Here is a 24087-nt window from a genome sequence, read left to right as displayed (position 1 = left end):
GGGGCTTGAACAATGAGTGTGTTGGTCGTTCAGAATTATCCCGATTCAGGTCTGGGGCAGATTGAGCCGATCCTGCTTGAAGCTGGGCATACAATCGATGTGAGGCATGCCTATAATGGCGATACACTTCCCACGGATGACAGTGAGCATGAGGCCCTGATCGTATTGGGTGGCGAGCAGAACGCACTTGCCGATGGCGACTACCCCTATTTCCCAGGTTTGCTCAATCTTATTCGGGCCTTTGGCGATCAAGACAAGGCTGTGCTTGGTATATGTCTTGGCAGTCAGCTCGTCGCACGCGCCTATGGTGGTGAGAATATTCTCGACCGTCCGATGGAATTTGGCTGGCACGAAGTGCGGTTAACGGAGCAGGGAGAGAGCGATCCTGTCCTGTCTGCGGCAGGTTCAGCTTTCCCAATTTTTCACTGGCACCGGGATACATTCTCCTTGCCGGAGGGTGCCATTCATATGGCAATCAGCGACATGACTGTTCATCAGGCCTACCGCATCGGGCGTGCCGTTTACGGAACGCAGTTTCATTTTGAAGCGGATACCAAGCTGGTCGTCAATTGGAGTGAAACGCTCAGTGATACGATTGCCAGGTATGATTCCAATTGGGCGGCAGAACTCCCTGTTAATCTCCGGCAATCGGGGATTGCCGCAGACAAGGCCGGGGCTGCGCTTGCGCGTGCCTGGGTTGATCTCATCTAAGAGAAACAGCTAAAAAGTTGCCTGCAAACAACAGACCAGACCTTATAATGCGTTGCGACTTTGCCACAGGGCGAAACGAATTAGTTTTTTCCCTCAGAAAGCGACAATTGTCGTTTGTTCGTTCAGTTGCGGGTAACTTTTTTCGAGTGTAACTGAGGCCAACTTCCGTGCGGTCAGTGATCAGACAAGGTGCAAGCCTTGGCTATTAGGAAAGCTCGGTTCATCGTTTCTCCTGGTAACCTCGAAAGAGTTTTCGACCATGACCGCTAAGCATGCCGCACTCCTCACCGTCCTGATGATTTCTGCGATTGTGTTTATGGCAGTTGGCATTTTCACCGTCGATGCCGGCAACAGCATGACCTCCACCGACGGCTACGGCATTTCCAGCGCACGTTAAATAACAGGATTAGCGGCTGGACCAGTCGCTTCCAGAAAACGCTTTTCCAGACCATCGATCACGATGGCTGACAGTTTTCCGCTTTTCCAGGCATAAGTATCGAGGTTAACCCTGTTGGTTTGAACATCGATAGCACCCTGCGGCGTATGTCCGTGGATGATGACCTTCTCCAGCGGATCGGTCCATTTTAAAAACAGTGTCCTGATCCACATAAGATCGTCCCGATCTTGCTCGTCGAGAGAAACTGCCGGGTTTACACCTGCATGGCAGAAGAAGAAATCTCCAAAGGTCACTGAAGACGGCATCGAGCGTATATAGTCGATATGCGCTTGCGGAACTTTGTCGACGAGCTGTTTGTATCCTGCTGCCGCTGATGCTCCATCAGTGTAATCGACCTCCACTCCATATGACCGGGCGGTATCGCTGCCGCCATGAAGTGCAAAAATGCCGTTCGTATCCCCGGTCGTCAGATAGCGCACAAAGCCGTCGTCATGATTGCCGATGAGCGAGATAATGCGCGGATCATGTGCCGACGCATGGATCAAAAAATCCAGCACAGCTTTAGAATCCGGGCCTCTGTCGATGTAATCACCAAGGTGAATGATGCGCCAGTCATGCGTTGGATTTCGATCAATATCTGCATGGATGAGACCATGCATGTCCTGCAAGAGATCAAGGCGGCCATGCACATCACCCATAGCATAGAGCCGGATGCCGTCCGGTCCTTTCGCTTCTTTAAACGTCGCAGTCTTCATAACTCGTAGCTTTCTTTCGCGTCTTTTCCTGCTCGCTGGCGGTAGCGCAATTGCGATACGCGCTCGCGCTCATCGTTAAGCTCACGGTCGTTGGTTGCCTGTTCGACAAAGCGGATATGCTTCTGCACGGCTTCACGTGCTGCTTGCGGGTTACCAGCAATAACGGCGTCGTAAATGGAACGATGCTGTGAAAGCAGCATGTCAGCAACACCGGGATAGCTGTAAATAAGGCTACGATTGTAGAAAACGCCATCCTTCAGCAGCTGATAACAGGAACGCAAAGTGTGCAGCAACACGATATTGTGGGCAGCTTCACCAATTGCATTGTGAAACTCGACATCGAGTTGGGCTCCCTTAACCAGATCACAGGCGCTATTGGCGTCTTCCATTGCGGTCATGATTTCCGCCAAAAGAGCTTTATCGGCTGATGTGGCGCGAAGAGCCGCATATTCGGCGGCCACGCTTTCAATTTCACGGCGATATTCGAGATAGTCGGTCGTTGCCTTTCGATGCTCTGCAAAAAGCTTCACAACAGGGGCGCTGAATACCTGACCAATAACATCGGCAACAAAGGTTCCGCCGCCGTGGCGGGAGGTGAGAAGACCAGCATTTTCGAGCCGCTTGAGCGCATCGCGCAGAATAGGGCGGGAGATATCGAGCTGTCGTGCGAGCTCGCGCTCGCCCGGGAGACGGTCGCCGCCACGCAGAACACCTTCGAGAATCAGACTCTCGATCTGATGCACAACATCATCCGCAGTGCGGCTTGCATGAATGCGGGAAAAAACTGTCTCGGCCATGCCGTCTGCTGCCTCCATCATGGCTGCAAACTATCCCTAAGCCGCCAAGCGGGCAATGGCATCTTCAGTTCATAAATAAAAACCCCGGAAACATCGCTTCCGGGGTTTGTAAAGAGTTGGGGTCTGTTGTCAGGCCTTTTTGCGCTTGCGGCCCGAAACGAAAACAACAATACCGGCAACTAGGCCATATATCGCCCATTTGAAGGGCAGCACATCTGCAGTTTCGCTACGGATAGGACGGACCGCTACGGTGCCGGGGCGACTTTCAAAACCAGCTTTTCCTTCGGACTTTGCTTGTTCGATCTGCTGTGGGGAAACAACCCATTCAGCGCCGCGCGATTTATCATAATACATGAAACCGCAACCGACGATAACGGCCACGACGAGTGCGAAAATCAGGCGGGGTACTGTGTTCATTGTCATTCCTTGATATTGTCTGGACTTAATATTGTCCGGCGAACGGCAAACGCTGTCGCGATCACGCAACGGGCGTCTTATTACGTAATCATAGCCGCTTCGTCTATTATTTAGATATATCGTGCGGAGTACTGCTACTTTCCCAATAGGGTACCGGTCCATAAAGATCTGCGAGATAGTCTATGAAGAGACGCACTTTGGCAGGCAGGAACTGCTTGGAGGGGTAAACCGCGTGAATGGCGACATTTCGCGATGCGGCATATTCCGGTAGAACCTGCACCAGCCTGCCTTCTGCCAGTTCCGGTCCAATGTCCCACGTCGAGCGCTGCGCAATTCCAAGACCAGCCAGCACCGCCTCGCGCACCACTTCGCTTGAATTGGTCTGAAGCGGACCGACGGGACGGATTGTTATTGGTCCTTTAGGGCCTTCAAGCCGCCATGGATCGTTGTTGTGCGGTGCAAGGCAGATATGATCGGCAAGATCCTCGATCGTCTGCGGTGTTCCGCGTTCTGCAATATAATGCGGGGATGCCGCGAGAATTCTGCGCACAGGTGCGAGACGGCGGGCCACAAGTGTAGAGTCGGACAGTTCGCCAATGCGAATGGCAAGATCATAGCCGTCACCAACAATATCGACCATCTCGTCCGAGAGCTGCATATTGACAGTCAGGTCGGAATTGGCGCGCATGAATGGCACCAGATAAGGCGCGATGTGCATGCGTCCGAAAGTGGTGGGGGCGGAGATTTTCAAAGTCCCGCGTGCATCTGCCGAACGCCGGGCCACGAAGGCTTCCGCCTCTTCAATGTTCGACAAAATAGCCAGCACGCGCTCATGGTAGCCTTGTCCGGCTTCCGTTAAAGCAATCTGGCGCGTTGTGCGCTGAAGCAGTCGCGTGCCAAGCCGCTCTTCAAGACGCCCGAGCCGCTTGGAAACCACGGCGGGTGACAGGCCAAGATCGCGCGCTGCTGCAGACATGCTGCCGGTTGCGACAACGCGTGCAAAAATCTCCATATCGGCCAGACTGCTCATCATGATAGTTTCAAATGCTCCCCGGCAGATATATGTACTTGCTCATCTAGCCGAGGCTTTGCTGAGATCGCAAGGCGATTATGCCGCAGTGTCAAAACTGTTTCGCCATAGTCATGATTGGTAAAATTAGTTTACCAATCATGTGAAGTCGCTGGGAGGCGGAGGAACATATGAGCGGATTGGTCATGCCGGAGCCGGATGCGGCCGTATTGCAACGACGTGCTGGCATCGTTGCAGACTTGCGCAATATCGTACCGGGTGAGGGGATTGTCGATACTGTTAATGCAATGCGCGTGTTTGAAAGCGATGGGCTAACGGCGCATCGTTCTCTGCCGCTGGTCGTTGTCCTTCCAGAAACGGTCGAGCAAGTCTCAAAAGTTTTGCGCTATTGTCACGATAATGGCATTCGCGTGGTGCCGCGCGGTGCTGGCACGTCGCTATCCGGTGGTTCTATGCCGCTGGCCGATGCAGTCCTCCTTGGCATGTCGCGTTTCAATCGCATTCTCGAAATCGATTATCCTAATCGCGTGGCAGTCGTGCAGCCGGGTGTGACCAATCTTGGCATCACAAAAGCTGTCGAGCATGAGGGGTTTTACTATGCGCCCGATCCATCCTCGCAGATTGCCTGCTCAATCGGCGGTAATGTTGCGGAGAATGCAGGTGGCGTGCATTGTCTGAAATATGGTCTCACCGCCAACAATGTGCTTGGCATCGAAATGGTGCTGATAACTGGCGAAGTCTTGCGCCTTGGCGGCAAGCATCTCGATAGCGAAGGCTATGATCTTTTAGGGCTGATGACCGGCTCGGAAGGTCTGCTTGGCGTGGTGACGGAAATCACCGTTCGTATCCTGCAGAAGCCTGAAACCGCGCGTGCAGTCATGGTTGGCTTTCCGTCGAGTGAGCAGGCGGGGCAATGCGTGGCGGATATTATCGGCGCGGGGATCATTCCGGGTGGTATGGAAATGATGGACCGGCCTGCCATTCGCGCCGCTGAAGATTTTGTTCGTGTCGGCTATCCGCTTGATGTCGAGGCGCTGCTGATCGTCGAACTCGATGGACCGCCGATCGAAGTTGACCATTTGATAGGAGCGGTCGAGAGCATTGCGCTCAAAAATGGCTCAACCACCTGTATCCTGTCGCAATCGGAAGAACAGCGACTGGCTTTCTGGGCGGGCCGTAAAGCGGCTTTCCCGGCAGTGGGGCGCATTTCGCCGGATTATCTCTGCATGGATGGCACAATTCCACGCAAAGAACTGCCGCGTGTTTTGTCTGGGATGCGCGAGCTGTCCGAAAAATACGGACTTCGGGTCGCCAATGTGTTTCATGCGGGTGATGGCAATCTGCATCCGCTCATTCTCTATGATGCAAATATTCCCGGAGAGCTGGAGGCTGCGGAAAATTTCGGGGCCGATATCTTACGTCTTTGCGTGAAGGTTGGCGGCGTGCTGACGGGTGAGCATGGCGTGGGTATCGAAAAGCGCGATCTCATGCCGGAAATGTTCAACGAAATCGATCTCGACCAGCAGATGCGTGTCAAATGTGCATTTGACGCCAAGCACCTGCTCAACCCCGGCAAGGTCTTTCCGCAACTGCGTCGCTGCGCCGAGCTGGGCCGTATGCATGTGCATCGCGGCGAGCTGGCCTTTCCCGACCTTCCGCGTTTCTGATCTGTGGTTGTGATGATGACTGATGTAAATACTCTAAAACCACGCGATGAAGCGGGTGTCGTTGAAGCGGTCCAGTGGGCTCTTAGCACATCCACACCGCTGGAGATTATCGGCAATGGCTCAAAGCGTGGGATAGGTCGCCCTGTTCAGGCAGGGCATGTGCTGGATGTGTCGCAGCTTTCAGGCATAACGCTCTATGAGCCGGATGAGCTGGTTCTTTCAGCAAAGGCTGGCACATCTCTCGCCGAGATCGAAAAACTGCTGGCGGCAAGCAATCAGTGCTTTCATTTTGAACCAATGGATTATGGTCCGCTGCTCGGTGGCAAAGCAGGGCAGGGGACAATAGGCGGTGTGTTGGCTGCCAATCTTTCGGGGCCGCGTCGGTTAAAGGCGGGCGCTGCGCGCGATCATATCCTGGGCGTTCGCGTGGTTTCAGGCCGCGGTGAATTGTTCAAATCTGGTGGGCGTGTCGTCAAAAATGTCACTGGCTACGATCTTTCCAAGGGCATGGCCAATTCCTGGGGTACGCTGGGCGTTGCAACGGAAGTTACGTTTAAGGTTCTGCCGAAGCCCGAGACTTCTGTGACGCTTGCTGTTCGTGGGCTGGACGACGAACAGGCTGCTCGCGTTATGGCTATGGCGATGGGATCGCGCGAGGAAGTGGCATCGAGTGCCCATTTGCCGCCCACCGTCGCCAATCGCTTTCTCGACGGAAAGCTCGGCTGGGAAGCCGCAACCATTTTAAGACTGGAAGGTTTTGCGCCGTCTGTCGCGCATCGGAGCAGGCAATTACAGACTCTACTTGGCCGGGCAGGGATAATAGACGTGATTGATGAGCCGCAATCGACACAGCTCTGGACAGAAGTTCGCGATGTGCTGCCCTATGCGTTGGCTGGCGATACGCGCGTGGTCTGGCGTGTTTCAATGGCACCGATGCAGGGCTGGCGTATGATTGACGAGTTGCGCCGTCATGCAGGCGTCGATGCCTATTATGATTGGCAAGGTGGTTTGATCTGGATGCGGATGGAAGCAGAGCCGGAAGCCGGGATACTGCGCAAGCTGATCGCCAAATATGGTGGCGGCCATGCAACGCTAATACGCGCACCGGAATTTGTGCGGGCCAACACGCACGTATTTGAGCCGCAACCGGCAGCGCTTGCAGCACTTTCACAGAGGCTGAAACATCAGTTTGATCCGGAAAACATTCTCAATCCGGGACGTATGTATCCTGAGCAGGCGGGAGTGTGAGCCATGCAGACCCATTTCAGCCCCGAACAATTGCTCGATCCGGGTGTGAGCGAAGCGGATAAAATCCTGCGTAAATGCGTGCATTGCGGTTTCTGCACAGCGACATGCCCGACCTATGTGACGCTTGGCAATGAACTCGATAGCCCGCGCGGACGTATTTATCTTATCAAGGATATGCTCGAAAACGGACGTCCGGCGGATGAAGAAGTCGTGCGCCACGTTGATCGGTGCCTATCGTGCCTTTCCTGCATGAGCACCTGTCCGTCGGGCGTCAATTATATGCATCTGGTCGATCATGCGCGTGCGCATATCGAAAAGACCTATAAGCGGCCATTCATGAACCGCTTTCTGCGCGGGGTGCTGGCGCAGGTTCTGCCCTATCCGGGCCGGTTTCGGATGGCACTCAAGCTCGCCAAACTCGGGCGACCCTTTGCGCCACTGATGCGAAAATACGATCATTTAAAGCCCGTTGCAGCCATGCTGGAACTCGCCCCGCAAAACCTTCCCGCCAAAGCTGATCCTCTAAAAATCAATGTAGCCAAGGGTGAAAAGCGCGGACGTGTTGCGATCCTGAATGGCTGTGCGCAACCCGTGCTCAATCCCGGCATCAATGCAGCGACACTGAGATTGCTCAATCGGTTTGGCATTGAAGTGGTGGCGCCGAAGGATGAAGGCTGCTGTGGTTCACTGGTTCACCATATGGGACGCGAGGAGCAGGCGCTCGATCAGGCACGGCACAATGTTGACGTCTGGACGCGGGAGATTGAAGCGGGTGGCCTTGATGCGATTATCGTGACAGCTTCCGGCTGTGGAACGACGATCAAGGATTATGGTTATATGCTGCGGCTCGACCCGGCCTATAAGGATAAAGCAGCACTTGTTTCATCGCTCGCCAAGGATATTACCGAATATCTGACGACCATCACACTGCCGCAACCCGACAAGCCGAAGATGCTTACTGTTGCCTATCATTCGGCCTGCTCCATGCAACACGCCCAGAAGATTTTGCGTCAACCCAAAGACCTGCTTTCCAAAGCCGGGTTCACTGTGAAAGAGCCATTGGAAGGGCATCTTTGCTGCGGTTCGGCGGGTACCTACAATATCATGCAGCCTGAAATCGCGACAAAACTTCGAGATCGCAAGGTCAGAAATATTGAGGCGACTGGTGCCGATCTGATTGCGACGGGCAATATTGGTTGCATGACGCAGATCGCAACAGGCAGCAAACTGCCAATAGTGCACACAATTGAGTTGCTGGACTGGGCTTATGGCGGGCCAAAGCCCGTTGTGCTTTCAGGCTCCGGACTTCATTGAACGTGCATATTTGAGCGGAAAGCCCTTGAAGCTTTTCGTTTCTTTGAGCACGAAAGTTGTCTGCATTTCCTTGATGCGGGGCAGGCGGCGCAGCGTGGACATGGCAAAATCGGCATAGGTATCGAGATCACGCGATACGACTTGCAGCAGAAAATCGGCGTCCCCTGCAATGCTGTAGCAGGTGATGACTTCATCAAGGCTCATCAGTTCAGCTGCAAACTGTTCCGCTTCCGCTTCGTTGTGACTATCGATCTTGATGCGGACAAAGGCCAGAACGCCAAGGCCGATTGCCCTGCGATCAAGCGTAGCGCGGTAGCCCTGTATTACGCCATCTTCTTCCAGTTTGCGAACTTTACGCCAGCTTGGAGAAGTGGACATACCAACCTGCTCCGCAAGCGCCTGATTTGTAAGCCGGCCGTCACCTTGCAAAGCTTCGAGAATCCTGATGTCGGATGGATCAAGCATGTTCATATGAATTTACCTCAGAATCGATCATTCTGGGTAATATCTACCAAAAATATTTTCAGGAAGGGATAGATAGGCAGGATTACCCCCATAAAGCGGTGTATTTCTCGGTGAGAAATTTCTGTTTCAGGAGCCGTCATGCAAGAAGATCTTCGCCTCGCCATTATTGTTAATCCAGAAATGCCGCTGGGGCTGATTTCCAATACGGTTGGCGCGATTTCGATTGGGCTGGGTGCAAAGTTGCCATTCATTGCCGCACGACAGCTGGTCGACAAGACAGGTGTTGCGATTGATATCAGCTCTGACCGTCCGGTGCCGATCCTGCAGGCTGACGGGGAAACTATTCGAGCAATTGCATTAAAAGCAGCAGGCTTTGAGGAACGTCGCGCAGTTGTGGCCTTCCCTGCCTTTGCGCGCTCGCTGCATGTTTACACCGAGTATGAAGCCCTTTTTCCTGAAAAGGAACTGTTGAATGAAGTAATTGACGGGGTGGGAATCGCTGGCCCAACGAAATGGGTGCGCTCGCTAACGGGCAGTTTGAAGCTGCTGCGATAAAGAAAGCCCGGAGTTTCCTCCGGGCTTCATTTTTACTAAACCACCGAAAATGTCGCAGGATTTGGTCCGATACGACCATCCGTCTTGTCCAGTTTGGTAATTGCATCGTGGTCAGTGCCATTGAGGCTGAAATCGAAGACTTCGAAATTTTCCTTGATACGTGCTGGCGTAACAGATTTTGGAATGACGACGTTGCCGGTTTCGATATGCCAGCGCAGGATGATCTGTGCGACTGACTTCCCGTGCCTTTCCGCAATGGTTTTGAGCGTAGGGTTTTCAAGAATCGTGCCTTGACCAAGCGGGCTCCATGCTTCGGTCGCGATGTTATGTTTGCTGTGGAAGAGGCGCAGCTCATCCTGCTGGAACTGCGGATGCAGTTCGATCTGGTTGATAACCGGAACAACATCGCTTTCTTTAAGAATGCGCTCGAGATCAGCGGTCTGGAAGTTCGAAACACCAATGGATTTCGCACGGCCTTCTTGCTTGATTTTGATAAAAGCGCGCCAGGTCTCCATGAACAGGTCTTTGGATGGCAGCGGCCAATGGATCAGATAAAGATCAACATAGTCCGTACCAAGCTTCTTGAGGCTTTCGTCAAAAGCCTTGAGCGTTGACTCATAGCCCTGTTCTTTGTTCCAGAGCTTTGTTGTCAGATAAATATCGCTGCGCGCGATACCAGATTCGTTGATTGCCTTGCCGGTGCCTTCTTCGTTGCCATAAATGGCAGCCGTATCGATGTGCCGGTAGCCTACATTCAGCGCTTCGCTGACGGCTGAGATGGCTTCATCATTGCCTATTTGCCAGACACCATAACCGAGCTGCGGGATGCGATTGCCGTCGTTGAGTTTTACCGCCGGTACGGTCATATTCAGTCCTTCCCTCTTACATATACATATATCTCTTAGTTTTGCTTTCACAGCATATGGGTGTTCGCATGGAAAGTGAAAGACCTTTCGTCTTCCTTTGTGCGCTAACGCAGATGCATTTCCTATAAAAACGTCAAAAATTTCAATTCGATGACAAAAAGGCCGTTGTCACTTTTGCGACAACGGCCTGAACTTGCATTGAATAAAGGGTTTAATTCAACGAACGACGACGCGAGTACCCACAGGAACGCGACCATAGAGATCGGTCACATCTTCGTTACGCATACGGAAACATCCCGAAGACATGGCTTTGCCAATCGTCCATGGCTGATTGGTGCCATGTATTCTGTAGAGCGTGGAACCCAGATACAATGCGCGCGCGCCCAGAGGATTGTTGATGCCGCCCTTCATCTGAGCGGGCAGAATGCGTCCCTTTTTGCGTTCGCGGGCAATCATTTCCTTAGGCGGTGTCCAGGTTGGCCATTCCGCTTTGCGGCTCACCTTTTGTGTGCCTTTCCAGCCGAAGCCTTGCTTGCCGACGCCAATTCCGTAGCGACGCGCCTGACCATTGCCTTCAACGAGGTAAAGAAAGCGCTTGTTTGTATCGATGACCAGAGTTCCGGGTTTTTCACCGCCGGAATATGATACGACTTGCGGCAGGAACATCGGGTCGAGTTGTTGCTTTTTGCGGACCACTTTTGCCGGATTAGCCGCAGGACGCTGCTGGCTCACGCTCTGATAACGGGCTTTGGGCTGCTGCTTCTGGCGGACGAGGGTGCGCTTTTGCGGTTGTGCGGCTTCTGCCTGAGGCAGGACGCGCACCGCAGGTCCACCAAGTTGCGCCAGCCAACGCTGCGATGTTGCATCGTCAATGCGAACTGGTGGTTGGGTCGCATAACGATCATTGGCAAAAGCCATGCTGGTGGTCACGATGGAAACGGCAATCGCCGCAAACGATCCAATCAAAAGCAGATGACGTGGTTTCATAAGCCAAATCCGTCTGTTTTGCGCCTTGCATTTGCGCTGACGCGGTTACCCGTCGCACTCCTGACATCTGCTGTCAGGAATACAGCCCCGAATTTCATGAACCTATTGTGCCGCTCAAAGGAATCATAAAGGTAAATTTTTCCAATGGTCGGGCGCCTGCGTGATGCAAAATAAAGTTGTGGTTAGCAGCAAGTTGCGTGACATGATTAAAAATTGCTAAAACTGTGGAGGCCAGAATGAGCGATACAGCAGAGAAAAAGACAGGTCTTATCGTCAACGCAGACGGTAAAATTCGCTGCTTCTGGCCCGGCGAGTTATCCGATTACATTGCTTATCACGACAATGAGTGGGGCGTTCCTGTCACAAGTGACAATCGATTGTTTGAAAAAATCTGCCTTGAAGGGTTTCAGTCGGGCCTTTCATGGCTGACGATCTTGCGCAAGCGCGAAAATTTCCGTGCAGCCTTTGACGGTTTCGATTTTAATCGCGTCGCGCTTTACGACGACAAGGATATTGAGCGGCTGCTCGCGGATAAGGGCATTGTGCGTCATCGCGGCAAAATCGTATCGACAATCAACAATGCGAAGCGCGCTATTGAATTGGTTGAGGAGAAAGGCTCTCTGGCTGCTTATTTCTGGTCGTTTGAACCGAGTGCCGAGGAACGGCCTCAGGTGGTGGATTATCCCACCTTGTCCGCTAACCCCACCACAGCAGTTTCAACCCGTATTTCCAAAGACCTTAAAAAACGTGGCTGGTCTTTTGTCGGGCCAACAACCGTTTACGCCTTCATGCAGGCCATGGGGCTGGTCAACGATCATATTGAAGGCTGCCATTGCCGCCCGCACATTGAAAAACTCCGGCAGGAATTGGAGCGACCGCAATAAACTGTAGATTGCGACGATTTTGGTTTTCTGTCACAGAAGAAGTGCATTTCTGGAGTTAGGACAAATGGATCCGACGTCGCTTTTGGTTTTTGCTGGAATTTTGATGGTTGCAGCTGGCACGCCAGGTCCAAATATCGGCGCGTTGGTGGCCCGAGTGATCAGTCGCGGGCATAAGGGCGTTTTCCCTTTCATGCTCGGACTCTGGATTGGCGATGCTGTCTGGCTGTCGCTCGCTGTATGGGGGCTTTCCACGCTGGCGCATAATTTCCATACCCTCTTTCTCTTGCTTAAATACGGTGGTCTGGTTTACCTCGCTTATCTTGCATGGAAGATGTGGTTTGCGCCTGTCAGTGATCTTACCAGTAAAGACATCATCCCGCGTCGCAATGAGGCTGGGGGTCTTTTCCTAAGCGCGTTGGCCATTACGCTGGGCAATCCGAAGATCATGGTTTTCTATGTTGCCATTCTGCCGACCGTGATTGATCTCACAGGCGTTTCTATCCTTGGCTGGGGCGAATTGCTGCTGGTTATGTTCATGGTTCTGGCTGTTGTTTATAATGCTTGGGTGCTGTTGGCGGTGCAGGCGCGACGCTTTTTGCGCACCCCGCGCATGGTCAAGATCGCCAACCGCACATGCGCCGGAATGATGGCTGGCGTGGCTGTTGCCATCGCCACGCGCTGATCGCGCTTTTTAAAGCTCTTCCTGCACTTGCCGCACCCGGTTTGATGCGTTAGGAAACCGGCAACGAATTTGCCGGGTTTTCCGGCGCAACATGAACAAAATCAGCGATCAGGCAGGAAAAATGGCCGATAAAGCGGACAAGATGAAGGCGCGGTTGCCGCGCGGATTTGTCGATCGGGTGCCGGATGATTTGCGCACCACCGAAAAGATGACGGCGACCATCCGTGAAGTTTACGACCTCTATGGTTTTGAACCGGTAGAAACACCACTCATTGAATATACCGATGCGCTCGGAAAGTTCCTGCCGGATCAGGATCGTCCGAATGAAGGTGTGTTCTCGTTTCAGGATGATGACGAGCAGTGGCTGTCGCTTCGCTACGATTTGACTGCACCGCTGGCACGGTTCGTGGCTGAAAATTACGAGAGCCTGCCGAAGCCATATCGCAGCTATCGCAACGGCTGGGTTTTCCGCAACGAAAAGCCGGGCCCAGGTCGTTTCCGCCAGTTCATGCAGTTCGATGCCGACACTGTTGGTGCGCCGAACGTCTCGGCGGATGCTGAAATGTGCATGATGATGGCCGATACGGTTGAGCGCCTTGGCATTCAGCGCGGCGATTATGTGATCCGCGTCAATAACCGCAAGGTTCTCGACGGCGTTCTCGAAGCCATTGGGCTTGAAGGCGATGCGAATGCTGGCAAGCGCCTCAATGTTCTGCGTGCCATCGACAAGCTCGACAAGTTTGGCGCTGAAGGCGTTCGTCTTCTTTTGGGCAAGGGTCGTCTTGACGAAAGCGGCGATTTCACCAAGGGCGCTGAACTGTCCGATGCGGCAGTGGAAAAGGTTCTGGCCTTTACCGCTGCGGGTGGTGCAACAGGTGCTGAAACCATCGCCAATCTGCAGGCCGTCGTTGCCGGCAATGCCAAGGGCGAAGAAGGCGTGAAAGAGCTTGCCGATATGGAAGCTCTGTTTGACGCTGGTGGCTACGAAGGTCGGGTGAAAATCGACCCCTCGGTTGTGCGTGGTCTTGAATATTACACCGGCCCTGTATTTGAAGCCGAGCTTCTTTTTGACGTTACCAACGAAGATGGCCAGAAGGTTGTGTTCGGATCGGTTGGCGGCGGTGGTCGTTATGACGGTCTGGTGTCGCGCTTCCGTGGCGAGCCGGTTCCGGCAACGGGCTTCTCCATCGGCGTTTCGCGCCTGATGACTGCGCTGAAAAACCTCGGCAAGCTTGATGTGTCCGATGTGGTTGGTCCGGTTGTTGTGCTGGTCATGGATAAGGACGCAGCAAGCCTTGGTCGCTATCAGAAGATGGTCTCCGATCTGCGTCAGGCTGGCATTCGTGCTGAAATGTATGTCGGCGGTTCTGGCATGAAGGCACAGATGAAATATGCCGACCGTCGTGACGCGCCATGCGTGATCATTCAGGGTTCGCAGGAGCGTGAAGCTGGCGAAGTTCAGATCAAGGATCTGATCGAAGGCAAGCGTATCTCTGCTGAAATCGAAGACAATGCAACCTGGCGAGAAAGTCGCCCGGCACAGATCACGGTCAAGGAAGAGGGTATCGTTGCGGCAGTGCGCGAAATCCTTGAAGCGCAAGCCAAAGATCGCGCACAGCAGGTGAAGTGACGGGTAACATGGCAGGTCAACGCACATCTTTAGTCCTCACGATGCTTCGCGGGCAGCTTGATGCCAGCGAAGCGGAGCTTGTCGATATTCCGCTGATCCAGCCTGCCGATCCGTTTCTGGATATGGCGGGCGAAGATTTGCGCCGCCGTATCTTTCTCACTGAAAATGAAAATGGCGACAGCCTTTGCCTGCGTCCGGAATTTACTATTCCGGTCTGCCGCAATCACATTGCGCTGAATGCTGCAACACCCAAGCGCTATGCCTATCTCGGTGAAGTGTTCCGCCAGCGTCGCGATGGCGCGGCTGAGTTTCTTCAGGCAGGCATCGAGGATTTGGGTGCAACCGACGAAGCGGCATCGGATGCGCGTTCGATTGCCGATGCGCTGGCCTGTGTTCATGCCGCAGCTCCCAATGCCAAGCTTGAAATCGTGCTGGGCGATCAATCCGTTTTTGCAGGTATGTTGAAAGCCCTTGGTCTTCCGCAAGGATGGCGCAAGAAGCTGCTACGTGCCTTTGGCGATGCACACACGATGGAAGCAGCTTTTGCCGAACTGACCGGCGAGCAGCGCACTGACCCGTTGCCGGAACATCTGGCTGGATTGGTTGCCGAAGGTGACGAGGCAGGCCTGGCACGTATGCTGGAAGCAGAAATGCTTGAAGCTGGCATGTCGCCGGGAGCTGGACGCACGCCTGCGGAAATCGCCCGTCGCTTGATCGAGAAGGAAGATCTGGCTGCGGCCCGTTTTCCTTCATCCACACTGGATGTGCTCAAGCGATTCCTTTCGACCCGCGTGTCGCTTGAAGCTGCGACCATCACGCTGCGGGCTTTTGCAGCCGACAACGCACTTGATCTGAGTGCTGTTCTGCAAAAGTTTGAAGCGCGCACTGATGCGATTATCGCCGCCGGTATTCCTGCCGAAGACATTGTCTACGATGCGTCTTTCGGACGCCCGCTCGATTACTATACGGGTCTTGTTTATGAAATCCGTCAGGCGGGTGGCGACAAGGATATGGTGCTGGCCGGTGGCGGTCGTTATGACCGACTGTTGACTATGCTCGGTGCATCCGAAAACATTCCGGGCGTTGGTTTTTCCATCTGGCTGGACCGGCTCGAGGCGCTGAGCGGAGAACAATCATGACTGTAACGCTCGCACTTCCGTCCAAAGGACGGCTGAAAGAGCAGACGCTCGCTGTGCTGGAAAAGGCCGGATACAAGGTTATTCTACCTGACGACGCGCGCAATTATCGTGCGCGGGTTGAAGGTGAAAACGATCTCGATATTCTGTTTTTATCGGCATCGGAGATCGCGCGTGAGCTTGGCTATGGCAGCGTTGATCTCGGTGTTACCGGTGAAGACCTCATCCGCGAAACGCTTGCCCATGCCGATGAGCGTGTGGCGATTGAAGCAGAGCTTGGATTTGGTCATGCTGATGTGGTGGTTGCCGTACCGGAAGTCTGGCGCGATGTAACAACGATGGCCGATCTTGATGATGTTGCGGCGGATTTCCGCCAGCGTCACGGTCGCCGTCTGCGGATTGCTACCAAATACTGGCGTCTGACACAGCAGTTCTTCTCGCAGAAGCACGGCATTCAGGTCTATCGAATCGTTGAAAGTCTCGGTGCGACCGAAGGCGCCCCTGCGGCAGGTTCGGCAGATATGATTGTTGATATTACATCGACCGGTTCGACGCTCAAAGCCAATCAGCTCAAAGTGCTTGAAGATGGCGTAATCTTGCGTTCGCAGGCTTGTCTGGTTTCAGCACGCCGCAGCGAACAGAATAGCCGTGTTCAGGATGTGATTGCTCGTATCCGCGAGGGGTTGGCTGGCTAACAGTATAATACCGAATTTAAAAAGCCGGTCTGAAATTCAGACCGGCTTTTTTGTTTTAGATTTTCGGTTTACTGCCGATCAGTCCATAATAGGCGATGTAAATATAGCAGATGATCGGCATCAGGAACGCCAGATGAATGCCTACTCTATCTGCAAGCGCGCCTTGAATGAGCGGTATAATCGCACCGCCAACAATGGCCAGACACAAAATGCCGGAACCTTGGCTGGTGTGTTTGCCAAGACCATGCAGAGCCAGACTGAAGATCGTCGGGAACATGATCGAGTTGAAGAGACCGATTGCCAGAACCGACCACATGGCGACATGCCCCGTAGTTGCTACGGTGATGAGCAGCAGAATGATGGCTATAGCGGCGTTAAATGCCAGCGCCTTGCCGTCATCGATATAACGCATGGCAACTGCACCGATGAAGCGTCCCAGCATTGCGCCGCCCCAGAAATAGGAAACGTAGTGCGCGGCCTCAGATTCAGCCAGACCCGCGACATTCGGATCGTTGAGGAAGTTGACGAGGAAGCTGCCAACGCTGACCTCGGCGCCGACATACACGAACAGGCCGATAGAACCCAAGACCAGATGGCGATATTGCCATGCTGAACCGTCTTCCTTGGTAAGAACAGCTTCTTCTTCCTGAACGTCAGGCAGTTTCAGGATCGCGAAAACGATTGCGAGGACTGCGAAAGCCAACGCCAGCATAAGATAAGGGAACTGAACGGCATCTGCTTGCGCAGAGCTTGCCGCATCGCTGGTTGCGGCTGACAGGATCAGGAGTGCACCAAAGGATGGTGCGACGGTTGTGCCGAGCGAGTTGAAAGCCTGTGTTAGCGTCAAACGGCTGGCTGCTGTTTCAGGTTTGCCGAGAATGGTGACATAAGGATTCGCAGCCACCTGAAGAATCGTCACGCCCGAAGCCAGCACGAAAAGCGCACCAAGAAACAGTTCGTAAACGCGATAAGACGCAGCTGGAATGAATAGGGCGCAGCCAATGGCCGCAATCACCAGACCGGTCACGATACCCCATTTATAAGAGATGCGTTTGACAAGAGCGCCAGCAGGCAGCGAGACGATGAAGTAAGCACCAAAGAAGCAGAACTGGATCAGCATCGACTGAAAGTAGTTAAGCTGAAAAACGCCCTTGAGATGCGGGATCAGAATGTCGTTGAGACAAGTGATGAACCCCCACATGAAGAAGAGCATGGTGAGGCTGGCGAGTGCAAAACTGTAATTCTTGCCCGTATGGGCCTCAGCACGAGGCTGACTGTTCGTTGTCGGGGAAACGGTCATTTTTTCTCTACAAACTAAGTTATAAGGCACGCCTGGGAGGACGTTATGTCTTTCCAAATCAAAATAGGCGGTTGCATTATCTTACAAGTTCGCCAGACGCAATATTGACGCACTTTAAGTAACAGTTCTGTGTCTTGATAAAGTGGGTGCTAAAAAGCCGTGCTGATAAGGCACGGCTTTTCAAAATCAGGCATGAGAGCGGGGATTAGCCGCGTTTTGCATCGATCGAGATCGAACCAGCGCCATGAAGAGCAAGAAGGATCAGACCACCGGCAATAGCCAGGTTCTTCTGTGCCATCATGGCATTCATGCCTTCGGCGAAGTTCATGTGTGCCACTAGCGTAGCGCCGATGGTGAACAGAGCCACGATTGCAGCAGCAATACGGGTCTGGAAACCAACGAGAATGGCGAGACCACCGACGAATTCAACCAGACCAACCAGAACGGCGGTTGCAGTTGGAACAGGAAGGCCAAGGCCTGCGAAGTAACCAGCTGTGCCGGAAATAGCGGTCAGCTTGCTGAAGCCAGCGAGAATAAAGAGGATCGAAAGGAAGACGCGTGCGACTAGCGTAGCCACGCTGTTGCTCTGAGGAGTAATCGAGGACATTTCTGGTATCTCCAAATGAATATGAGCTACCAATTAAATGGTTCCAACTGTCAAGGAAAGATAGATATTCCTCGACAGTTCGTTCGATTATTGTGTACAGTTATTCAGGTGCAATCATTTTCTCGGCGCGAACAAGCCGATCGTAATCTTCTTCCGATACGTGGCCGCTGTTCAGTGCTTCTTCGCGCAAGGTCGTGCCGTTTTTGTGTGCGGTCTTTGCGATCTTGGCGGCATTGTCATAGCCGATTGCAGGAGCGAGGGCGGTCACCAGCATCAGGGAGCGTTCGAGAAGGTCCTTGATGCGGTCCTCGTTTGCTTCAATTCCTTCCACGCAATGATCTGCAAAAGATACCATGGCGTCACTCAGAATCCGGATCGATTGCAGGACATTATACGCAATGACCGGCTTGAAGACGTTAAGCTCGAAATGTCCCTGGCTTGCAGCAACGGTTACCGCGGTCTGGTTGCCGAAGACCTGTGTTGCCACCATTGTCAAAGCTTCGGCCTGTGTTGGATTAACCTTGCCCGGCATGATTGATGATCCGGGTTCATTTTCCGGCAGAGACAACTCGCCGAGACCTGAACGCGGGCCGGAGCCTAAGAAGCGGATGTCATTGGCGATCTTGAAGAGATCAGCGGCAAGTGCATTCAGGCTGCCATGGAAGTTCGCAAGCGCACCGTGGCTTGCAAGCGCTTCGAACTTGTTGGGTGCTGTCTTAAAGCTCAAGCCGGTGATTTCGCTCACCGCATCTGCAAATCCGGTATCGAAACCTTTTGGTGCATTAAGACCCGTGCCAACGGCTGTGCCGCCCTGTGCCAGCAGAAACACGTCAGCAAGCGACTGCTCAATACGATGGCGCGCATATTCGAGGGCCGCGCGATAACCGGAGAATTCCTGTCCGAGCGTAACGGGCGTTGCATCCTGTGTATGCGTGCGGCCAATCTTGATAATGTCTTTGAAGGCTTCTTCTTTGTCCTTAAGCGCTTTGGTGAGGTGTGTCAGAGCAGGATAGAGGCGTTGAACAGTTTCAACTGCTGTCGCGATATGGATTGCAGTCGGGAACGTGTCATTAGAAGACTGACTCATATTGACATGGTCATTCGGATGAACCGGCTTTTTCGAGCCAAGTTCACCGCCCAGTAGTTCGATCGCGCGGTTTGAAATAACCTCATTGGCGTTCATGTTCGACTGAGTGCCGGAGCCCGTCTGCCAGACAACAAGCGGGAAATGATCGTCGAGCTTGCCCTCAATCACTTCGGATGCCGCGACGGCAATGACCTGCCCGAGAACCGGATCAAGCTTGCCAAGCGCAATATTGGTCTCAGCTGCTGCGCGCTTGACAACGCCCAATGCATGAACAAGAGGCAGAGGCATGCGCTCTCCGCCAATCTTGAAATTCTGCAAAGAACGCTGTGTTTGCGCGCCCCAGTAACGGTCGGCGGCAACATTGATCGGTCCGAAAGTGTCTGTTTCGGTACGCGTGGCAGTCATCTTCAGTCTCCGGCTTGTTTCAGGCGACGAAAATGACCGCCCGTAGAATCGAGAATAACAGCATAGCTGGATTATTGGCTATGGACTGCTTGCACAGCAAAGCCTTAGCTCTCAATCATTTGATAAAATATGAATGTAAAAGTCAAATTTTATCAGCAATGACTCGCGCTTTAGTTATCCTCGTTGTCGTCTTCGCCGTCGTCGGTTTCGGAAATCCATGCAGTTGGTTCGACCTTCTGCTGGGTTTTGCTGTTAGTGAAAACCCACCAGCCGGTGTCAGTTTCATCCCAGTCGCCGCCCCCGGCTTTCAGCTTATCGAGCGAACGATATTGCCCGACCGATTCATTGCGCTGATCATCATCATCGATCCAGACCACGGTGACTTTGCGTCCGTCTTTTGGTGCGGTGGCTATCGGCAGTTCTTTGCGCATATGATTATCCATCTGATTGTCTGTTCAGGTAATCATAGTGCGCAAAAACAGTGCGACAAGCAGGATTGCAAGCGTTTGCGAAGTTCCACAGCTTGTCGATAACGATTGAGTTGAGGCGTGCGCACTTCAATTCAGAGCCCGCTTCCTGACGACTGCCAGATAATCCGGGAATAGAATATAGATGACAGTCTTGAACGTCGTGAATAACATCTCAAGCGCGACGGATTTATATCCAGAACTGTTTTCCTGACTATAGCATACTCAAAGTGGAATATGCGTTGACGGAATTGGCAAGTTATCTTCTCAGGCTGAATCGTATTGTGGGGAGTGGGCAATCGCCAAAAAGGCCTATGTCATGACGCCCAACGGGTCGAAGCTGAAAACAGCGAATAACAGTTATAAACTAAAAAGTGGAAAGGCAGGCGTAAGCCTGCCTTTCCTGTTGCCTGAGACAAGACTTCCAAGTGCGGGGGCAATTAGGAAGTCTATCCAGTATCACACAGCGATTGATCACGAACTGCGCAGAATGTAAATCAGAAAATTCTAAAATACATTGGCTATCTACGTAAAAGCTCAATTTAGGTGAATTTTCTATAAATCATAAAGAGTTACGCAATATGAAAAAGGCGACCTAAAGGCCGCCTTTTCCAAGATAATTGGGTCTTTGGATTTCTTAGAAATCCATGCCACCCATACCACCCATACCGCCAGGCATGCCAGCAGGAGCTGCATCCTTCTTAGGCAGTTCAGCGATCATAGCTTCAGTCGTGATCAGGAGACCAGCAACCGATGCTGCGTTCTGCAGAGCGGTGCGAACAACCTTAACCGGGTCAACAACGCCAGCCTTGATCAGGTCACCGAATTCGCCATTCGCTGTGTTGTAGCCATAGGTTTCCGAAGCGTTTTCAAGAATCTTGCCAACGATCACGGAAGCTTCTTCACCAGCATTGGTCGTGATCTGGCGAGCCGGAGCCTGCAGAGCGCGACGAACGATGTTGATACCAGCTTCCTGGTCAGGGTTTGCACCCTTGGCCGAAATCTGAGCCGAAGCGCGGAGCAGAGCAGTACCACCACCAGCAACGATACCTTCTTCAACCGCAGCGCGGGTTGCGTTCAGGGCGTCGTCAACGCGGTCCTTCTTTTCCTTAACTTCGATTTCCGTTGCACCGCCGACGCGGATCACGGCAACGCCACCAGCGAGCTTGGCAAGGCGTTCCTGAAGCTTTTCACGGTCGTAGTCAGAAGTGGTTTCTTCGACCTGCTGCTTGATCTGCGAAACGCGAGCATCGATTTCAGCCTTCTGGCCTGCACCGTCAACGATCGTGGTGTTTTCTTTCGAGATTGAAACCTTCTTCGCACGACCGAGCATGTCGAGCGTAACGGTTTCGAGCTTGATACCGAGATCTTCGGAGATAACCTGACCGCCGGTGAGGATCGCGATGTCTTCGAGCATTGCCTTGCGGCGATCACCAAAGCCAGGAGCCTTAACAGCAGCGATCTTCAGGCCGCCACGCAGCTTGTTGACAACGAGCGTTGCAAGCGCTTCGCCTTCAACGTCTTCTGCGATGATGACGAGTGGCTTCGAGGTCTGAACAACAGCTTCGAGCACTGGCAGAAGAGCCTGCAGGTTCGAAAGCTTCTTTTCGTGCAGAAGGATGTAAGCGTCTTCGAGGTCAGCAACCATCTTGTCTGGGTTGGTGACGAAGTATGGCGACAGGTAGCCGCGGTCGAACTGCATGCCTTCAACGACTTCGAGTTCGGTTTCAGCGGTCTTGGCTTCTTCAACCGTGATCACGCCTTCGTTGCCGACTTTCTGCATCGCTTCAGCAATCATCTTGCCGATTTCGGCTTCGCCGTTAGCGGAGATCGTGCCAACCTGAGCGACTTCTTCCGAAGTGTTGATCTTCTTGGCTTTGCCGAGAAGGTTTGCAACAACTTCTGTTACTGCGAGGTCGATGCCGCGCTTCAGGTCCATCGGGTTCATGCCGGCAGCAACAGCTTTTGCGCCTTCCTGAACGATAGCCTGACCGAGAACGGTCGCAGTGGTCGTGCCGTCACCAGCAGTGTCGTTGGTCTTCGAAGCCACTTCGCGCAGCATCTGTGCGCCCATGTTTTCGAACTTGTCTTCGAGTTCGATTTCCTTGGCAACCGATACGCCGTCCTTGGTGATGCGCGGAGCGCCGAAGGACTTGTCGATAACAACATTACGACCCTTAGGGCCGAGCGTTACCTTAACAGCGTCAGCGAGGATATCGACGCCGCGCAGCATCTTTTCGCGCGCAGTGCGACCGAATTTTACGTCTTTTGCAGCCATTTTACTCTCCTGGGAAATGTCCCGGTCAGATTATGGTGAATTAATATTCAAGCAGAAACTAATCTTTGGCTTCGCCTAGCCGGCGCGAGCCAGAAGGGATTAGCCAACGATGCCCAGAATGTCGGATTCTTTCATGATCAGCAGATCTTCGCCGCCGATCTTGACTTCGGTGCCCGACCATTTGCCGAACAGAACCTTGTCGCCAGCTTTCACTTCGAGGGCGATCAGCTTGCCAGCTTCGTCACGAGCGCCAGCGCCAACAGCGACGATTTCGCCTTCCTGCGGCTTTTCTTTAGCGGTGTCCGGGATGATGATCCCGCCAGCAGTCTTAGCTTCCGATTCAACGCGACGAACGACGACGCGGTCATGAAGCGGGCGGAACTTGATATCAGCCATGGTATAACCCTTGGTGTTATAGACGTTGAACCCTGTTTACGGATCGAACCGATCCGAACTTGTTAGCACTCGATCTGTCTGAGTGCTAACGTGCCCAAGAGATAGAAGTGGTCCTATTCATTGTCAAGGATCGTTGCCGTTTTTTGACAGGGCAGAAAATAAATTTTTCTCAACAGGGCACGGTGCGCATGAAATATGCTGTTGCGTCGGCCCTTCCATTCAATGTGGGGACTATATAGTTGTTGGGCAAGAAGGAGCGGGAAATTGCTGCCCCCACGCGGTTATCTTCAGGAAACATTGTGTTTGGTTAACAGAATTGTTTGATCTGGGCGGAGAAAGCTTCAAGCCGGGTGACATGAAGGCTTGCGTCTTGTAGAGGAACCACGCGATACATTCGTTTACGAGCGTAGCTGCCGGACAATAGTGATATTGAGGAAAATGATGAAACTGCCTGAACGCCTGGACGATTTGACGGATGGATATGATGCAATCTTCTGCGATGTCTGGGGTGTTTTGCATAATGGCGTGGAGGCTTTCGCCCCGGCAGTTGCAGCCCTGAAACGGGCGCGCGCCAAAGGCATTACGGTTATTCTTGTGACCAATGCACCGCGCCCGTTTGGCAGCGTTATTGCGCAGATGACACTGCTGGGTGTCCCGGAAGACGCCTATGACCGCGTGGTAACGTCCGGTGATGTGACCCGTGATCTTATCATCGAAGGCCCGCGCAAAGTTTTTCATATCGGCAGCGAACGGGAACTCGCGATCTATGAGGGGCTGGATGTTGAGCTGGTGGAAGAGTTTGAAGCATCGGGTGTCGTTTGTACCGGTCTTTATGACGATGAAACCGAAACGCCAGAAAACTATGCGGATTTGCTCCAACGCCTCCGCTCGCGCAATTTGCCTTTCATCTGCGCAAATCCCGACATTATGGTTGAGCGCGGTCCGCGTCTCATATGGTGCGCTGGTGCGCTGGCCCGTGAGTATGGTCAGCTTGGTGGCCGTACACTGATTGCCGGCAAGCCACATCGTCCGATTTATGAAGCGGCGTCAAAGGCGGTCGAGGAAATTCGTGGTCAGCCCGTTGATAAGTCCCGAATTCTGGGTATCGGCGATGGTGTGCTTACAGACGTAAAGGGCGCTGCGGATTACGGTCTCGACGTGCTCTATATTTCCGGTGGCGTTCATGCCGCAGATTATACTACGGACGGAACAGTCGATTTCGAGAGAATGGACGCTTTCCTGAAGAAGCACGGAAACGCGCCGGTTGCCGCGCTTTACGCGCTCGTCTGATAATTGCTCGAGAACAAGCCG

At 53.1% G+C, this 24087-nt stretch carries 25 protein-coding genes; 12 read left to right on the top strand and 13 right to left on the bottom strand.

What is annotated here, in order from left to right; all coding sequences use genetic code 11:
- Window positions 1-12 precede the first annotated feature (12 nt).
- Both H5024_RS12330 and H5024_RS12325 read left to right on the top strand, forming a co-directional pair.
- Window positions 13-711: a type 1 glutamine amidotransferase gene (locus H5024_RS12330; protein WP_187547236.1), complete on the top strand. Its 699-nt coding sequence runs from the start codon at window positions 13-15 to the stop codon at window positions 709-711.
- 259 nt (window positions 712-970) lie between these two features.
- The gene (locus H5024_RS12325) at window positions 971-1108 is read left to right on the top strand and encodes a hypothetical protein (protein WP_007877997.1); all 138 of its coding nucleotides are present in this window, start codon (window positions 971-973) and stop codon (window positions 1106-1108) included.
- Here the strand turns inward: H5024_RS12325 and H5024_RS12320 are convergent.
- From H5024_RS12320 to H5024_RS12305, 4 genes are all read right to left on the bottom strand, one after another.
- The gene (locus tag H5024_RS12320; RefSeq protein ID WP_187547234.1) at window positions 1105-1863 is read right to left on the bottom strand and encodes a metallophosphoesterase; all 759 of its coding nucleotides are present in this window, start codon (window positions 1861-1863) and stop codon (window positions 1105-1107) included. The genes H5024_RS12325 and H5024_RS12320 overlap by 4 nt on opposite strands.
- Window positions 1860-2660 carry an FCD domain-containing protein gene (locus H5024_RS12315; RefSeq protein ID WP_187548595.1) on the bottom strand — a complete coding sequence of 267 codons (801 nt, stop codon included), beginning with the start codon at window positions 2658-2660 and terminating at the stop codon, window positions 1860-1862. The genes H5024_RS12320 and H5024_RS12315 overlap by 4 nt, the downstream gene beginning before the upstream one ends.
- A 129-nt stretch (window positions 2661-2789) precedes the next feature.
- The gene (locus tag H5024_RS12310) at window positions 2790-3077 is read right to left on the bottom strand and encodes a hypothetical protein (protein WP_187547232.1); all 288 of its coding nucleotides are present in this window, start codon (window positions 3075-3077) and stop codon (window positions 2790-2792) included.
- A 106-nt stretch (window positions 3078-3183) separates the two neighbouring features.
- Window positions 3184-4110: a LysR family transcriptional regulator gene (locus H5024_RS12305; protein ID WP_187547230.1), complete on the bottom strand. Its 927-nt coding sequence runs from the start codon at window positions 4108-4110 to the stop codon at window positions 3184-3186.
- Window positions 4111-4277: 167 nt separating this feature from the next.
- Here H5024_RS12305 and H5024_RS12300 point away from each other — a divergent pair, with 167 nt between their 5' ends.
- From H5024_RS12300 to glcF, 3 genes are read left to right on the top strand one after another with little or no spacing between them, the layout of a single operon-like run.
- The gene (locus H5024_RS12300; RefSeq protein WP_187547228.1) at window positions 4278-5774 is read left to right on the top strand and encodes an FAD-linked oxidase C-terminal domain-containing protein; all 1497 of its coding nucleotides are present in this window, start codon (window positions 4278-4280) and stop codon (window positions 5772-5774) included.
- 15 nt (window positions 5775-5789) lie between these two features.
- On the top strand, window positions 5790-7022 hold the full coding sequence (gene glcE, locus H5024_RS12295; protein WP_187548594.1) for a glycolate oxidase subunit GlcE: 1233 nt from the start codon (window positions 5790-5792) through the stop codon (window positions 7020-7022).
- Between the two features lie 3 nt (window positions 7023-7025).
- Entirely contained in the window at window positions 7026-8336 is a 1311-nt protein-coding gene (gene glcF / locus H5024_RS12290) for a glycolate oxidase subunit GlcF (RefSeq protein WP_187547226.1), read from the top strand.
- On the opposite strand, the gene H5024_RS12285 is transcribed toward glcF, so the two are convergent.
- Window positions 8316-8807 (bottom strand): Lrp/AsnC family transcriptional regulator, encoded by a 492-nt coding sequence (locus tag H5024_RS12285; protein WP_187547224.1) that lies wholly within the window; start codon window positions 8805-8807, stop codon window positions 8316-8318. The genes glcF and H5024_RS12285 overlap by 21 nt on opposite strands.
- Before the next feature lie 132 nt (window positions 8808-8939).
- Here H5024_RS12285 and H5024_RS12280 point away from each other — a divergent pair, with 132 nt between their 5' ends.
- Entirely contained in the window at window positions 8940-9356 is a 417-nt protein-coding gene (locus H5024_RS12280; RefSeq protein WP_187547221.1) for a DUF2000 domain-containing protein, read from the top strand.
- A gap of 35 nt (window positions 9357-9391) precedes the next feature.
- On the opposite strand, the gene H5024_RS12275 is transcribed toward H5024_RS12280, so the two are convergent.
- Together H5024_RS12275 and H5024_RS12270 are read right to left on the bottom strand one after the other, a co-directional pair.
- Complete coding sequence (locus H5024_RS12275; protein ID WP_187547219.1) at window positions 9392-10222, bottom strand: aldo/keto reductase; 831 nt, start codon at window positions 10220-10222, stop codon at window positions 9392-9394.
- 216 nt (window positions 10223-10438) lie between these two features.
- The gene (locus tag H5024_RS12270) at window positions 10439-11209 is read right to left on the bottom strand and encodes a L,D-transpeptidase (protein WP_187547217.1); all 771 of its coding nucleotides are present in this window, start codon (window positions 11207-11209) and stop codon (window positions 10439-10441) included.
- A 236-nt stretch (window positions 11210-11445) separates the two neighbouring features.
- On the opposite strand from H5024_RS12270, the gene H5024_RS12265 reads away from it, so the two are divergent.
- The 5 genes from H5024_RS12265 to hisG all read left to right on the top strand — a co-directional run bounded on the left by H5024_RS12265 (window position 11446) and on the right by hisG (window position 16236).
- Complete coding sequence (locus H5024_RS12265; protein WP_187547215.1) at window positions 11446-12093, top strand: DNA-3-methyladenine glycosylase I; 648 nt, start codon at window positions 11446-11448, stop codon at window positions 12091-12093.
- Between the two features lie 64 nt (window positions 12094-12157).
- Window positions 12158-12775, top strand: coding sequence for a LysE family translocator (locus H5024_RS12260; RefSeq protein ID WP_187547213.1), 618 nt, complete (start codon window positions 12158-12160; stop codon window positions 12773-12775).
- Between the two features lie 121 nt (window positions 12776-12896).
- Entirely contained in the window at window positions 12897-14405 is a 1509-nt protein-coding gene (gene hisS, locus H5024_RS12255; RefSeq protein ID WP_187547211.1) for a histidine--tRNA ligase, read from the top strand.
- Window positions 14406-14413: 8 nt separating this feature from the next.
- Complete coding sequence (locus tag H5024_RS12250) at window positions 14414-15544, top strand: ATP phosphoribosyltransferase regulatory subunit (RefSeq protein WP_187548593.1); 1131 nt, start codon at window positions 14414-14416, stop codon at window positions 15542-15544.
- Window positions 15541-16236 (top strand): ATP phosphoribosyltransferase, encoded by a 696-nt coding sequence (gene hisG / locus H5024_RS12245; RefSeq protein ID WP_187547209.1) that lies wholly within the window; start codon window positions 15541-15543, stop codon window positions 16234-16236. The genes H5024_RS12250 and hisG overlap by 4 nt, the downstream gene beginning before the upstream one ends.
- Before the next feature lie 55 nt (window positions 16237-16291).
- Here the strand turns inward: hisG and H5024_RS12240 are convergent, their stop codons facing one another.
- From H5024_RS12240 to groES, 6 genes are all read right to left on the bottom strand, one after another.
- Window positions 16292-17536, bottom strand: coding sequence for a sugar MFS transporter (locus H5024_RS12240; RefSeq protein ID WP_187547207.1), 1245 nt, complete (start codon window positions 17534-17536; stop codon window positions 16292-16294).
- A 205-nt stretch (window positions 17537-17741) separates the two neighbouring features.
- Window positions 17742-18143: a DoxX family protein gene (locus tag H5024_RS12235; protein ID WP_187547205.1), complete on the bottom strand. Its 402-nt coding sequence runs from the start codon at window positions 18141-18143 to the stop codon at window positions 17742-17744.
- Window positions 18144-18243: 100 nt separating this feature from the next.
- The gene (gene fumC / locus H5024_RS12230; RefSeq protein WP_187547203.1) at window positions 18244-19635 is read right to left on the bottom strand and encodes a class II fumarate hydratase; all 1392 of its coding nucleotides are present in this window, start codon (window positions 19633-19635) and stop codon (window positions 18244-18246) included.
- A 170-nt stretch (window positions 19636-19805) separates the two neighbouring features.
- Complete coding sequence (locus H5024_RS12225) at window positions 19806-20066, bottom strand: hypothetical protein (protein ID WP_187547201.1); 261 nt, start codon at window positions 20064-20066, stop codon at window positions 19806-19808.
- Between the two features lie 673 nt (window positions 20067-20739).
- Window positions 20740-22380, bottom strand: coding sequence for a chaperonin GroEL (groL, locus tag H5024_RS12220; RefSeq protein WP_187547199.1), 1641 nt, complete (start codon window positions 22378-22380; stop codon window positions 20740-20742).
- Between the two features lie 99 nt (window positions 22381-22479).
- Window positions 22480-22776 (bottom strand): co-chaperone GroES, encoded by a 297-nt coding sequence (gene groES / locus H5024_RS12215; RefSeq protein ID WP_006472506.1) that lies wholly within the window; start codon window positions 22774-22776, stop codon window positions 22480-22482.
- Between the two features lie 441 nt (window positions 22777-23217).
- On the opposite strand from groES, the gene H5024_RS12210 reads away from it, so the two are divergent.
- On the top strand, window positions 23218-24066 hold the full coding sequence (locus tag H5024_RS12210) for a TIGR01459 family HAD-type hydrolase (protein ID WP_187548592.1): 849 nt from the start codon (window positions 23218-23220) through the stop codon (window positions 24064-24066).
- Window positions 24067-24087 lie beyond the last annotated feature (21 nt).

Source organism: Ochrobactrum sp. Marseille-Q0166 (assembly GCF_014397025.1).
Classification (GTDB): Bacteria; Pseudomonadota; Alphaproteobacteria; order Rhizobiales; family Rhizobiaceae; genus Brucella.
This window is presented reverse-complemented; position numbering and strand designations above follow the sequence as displayed.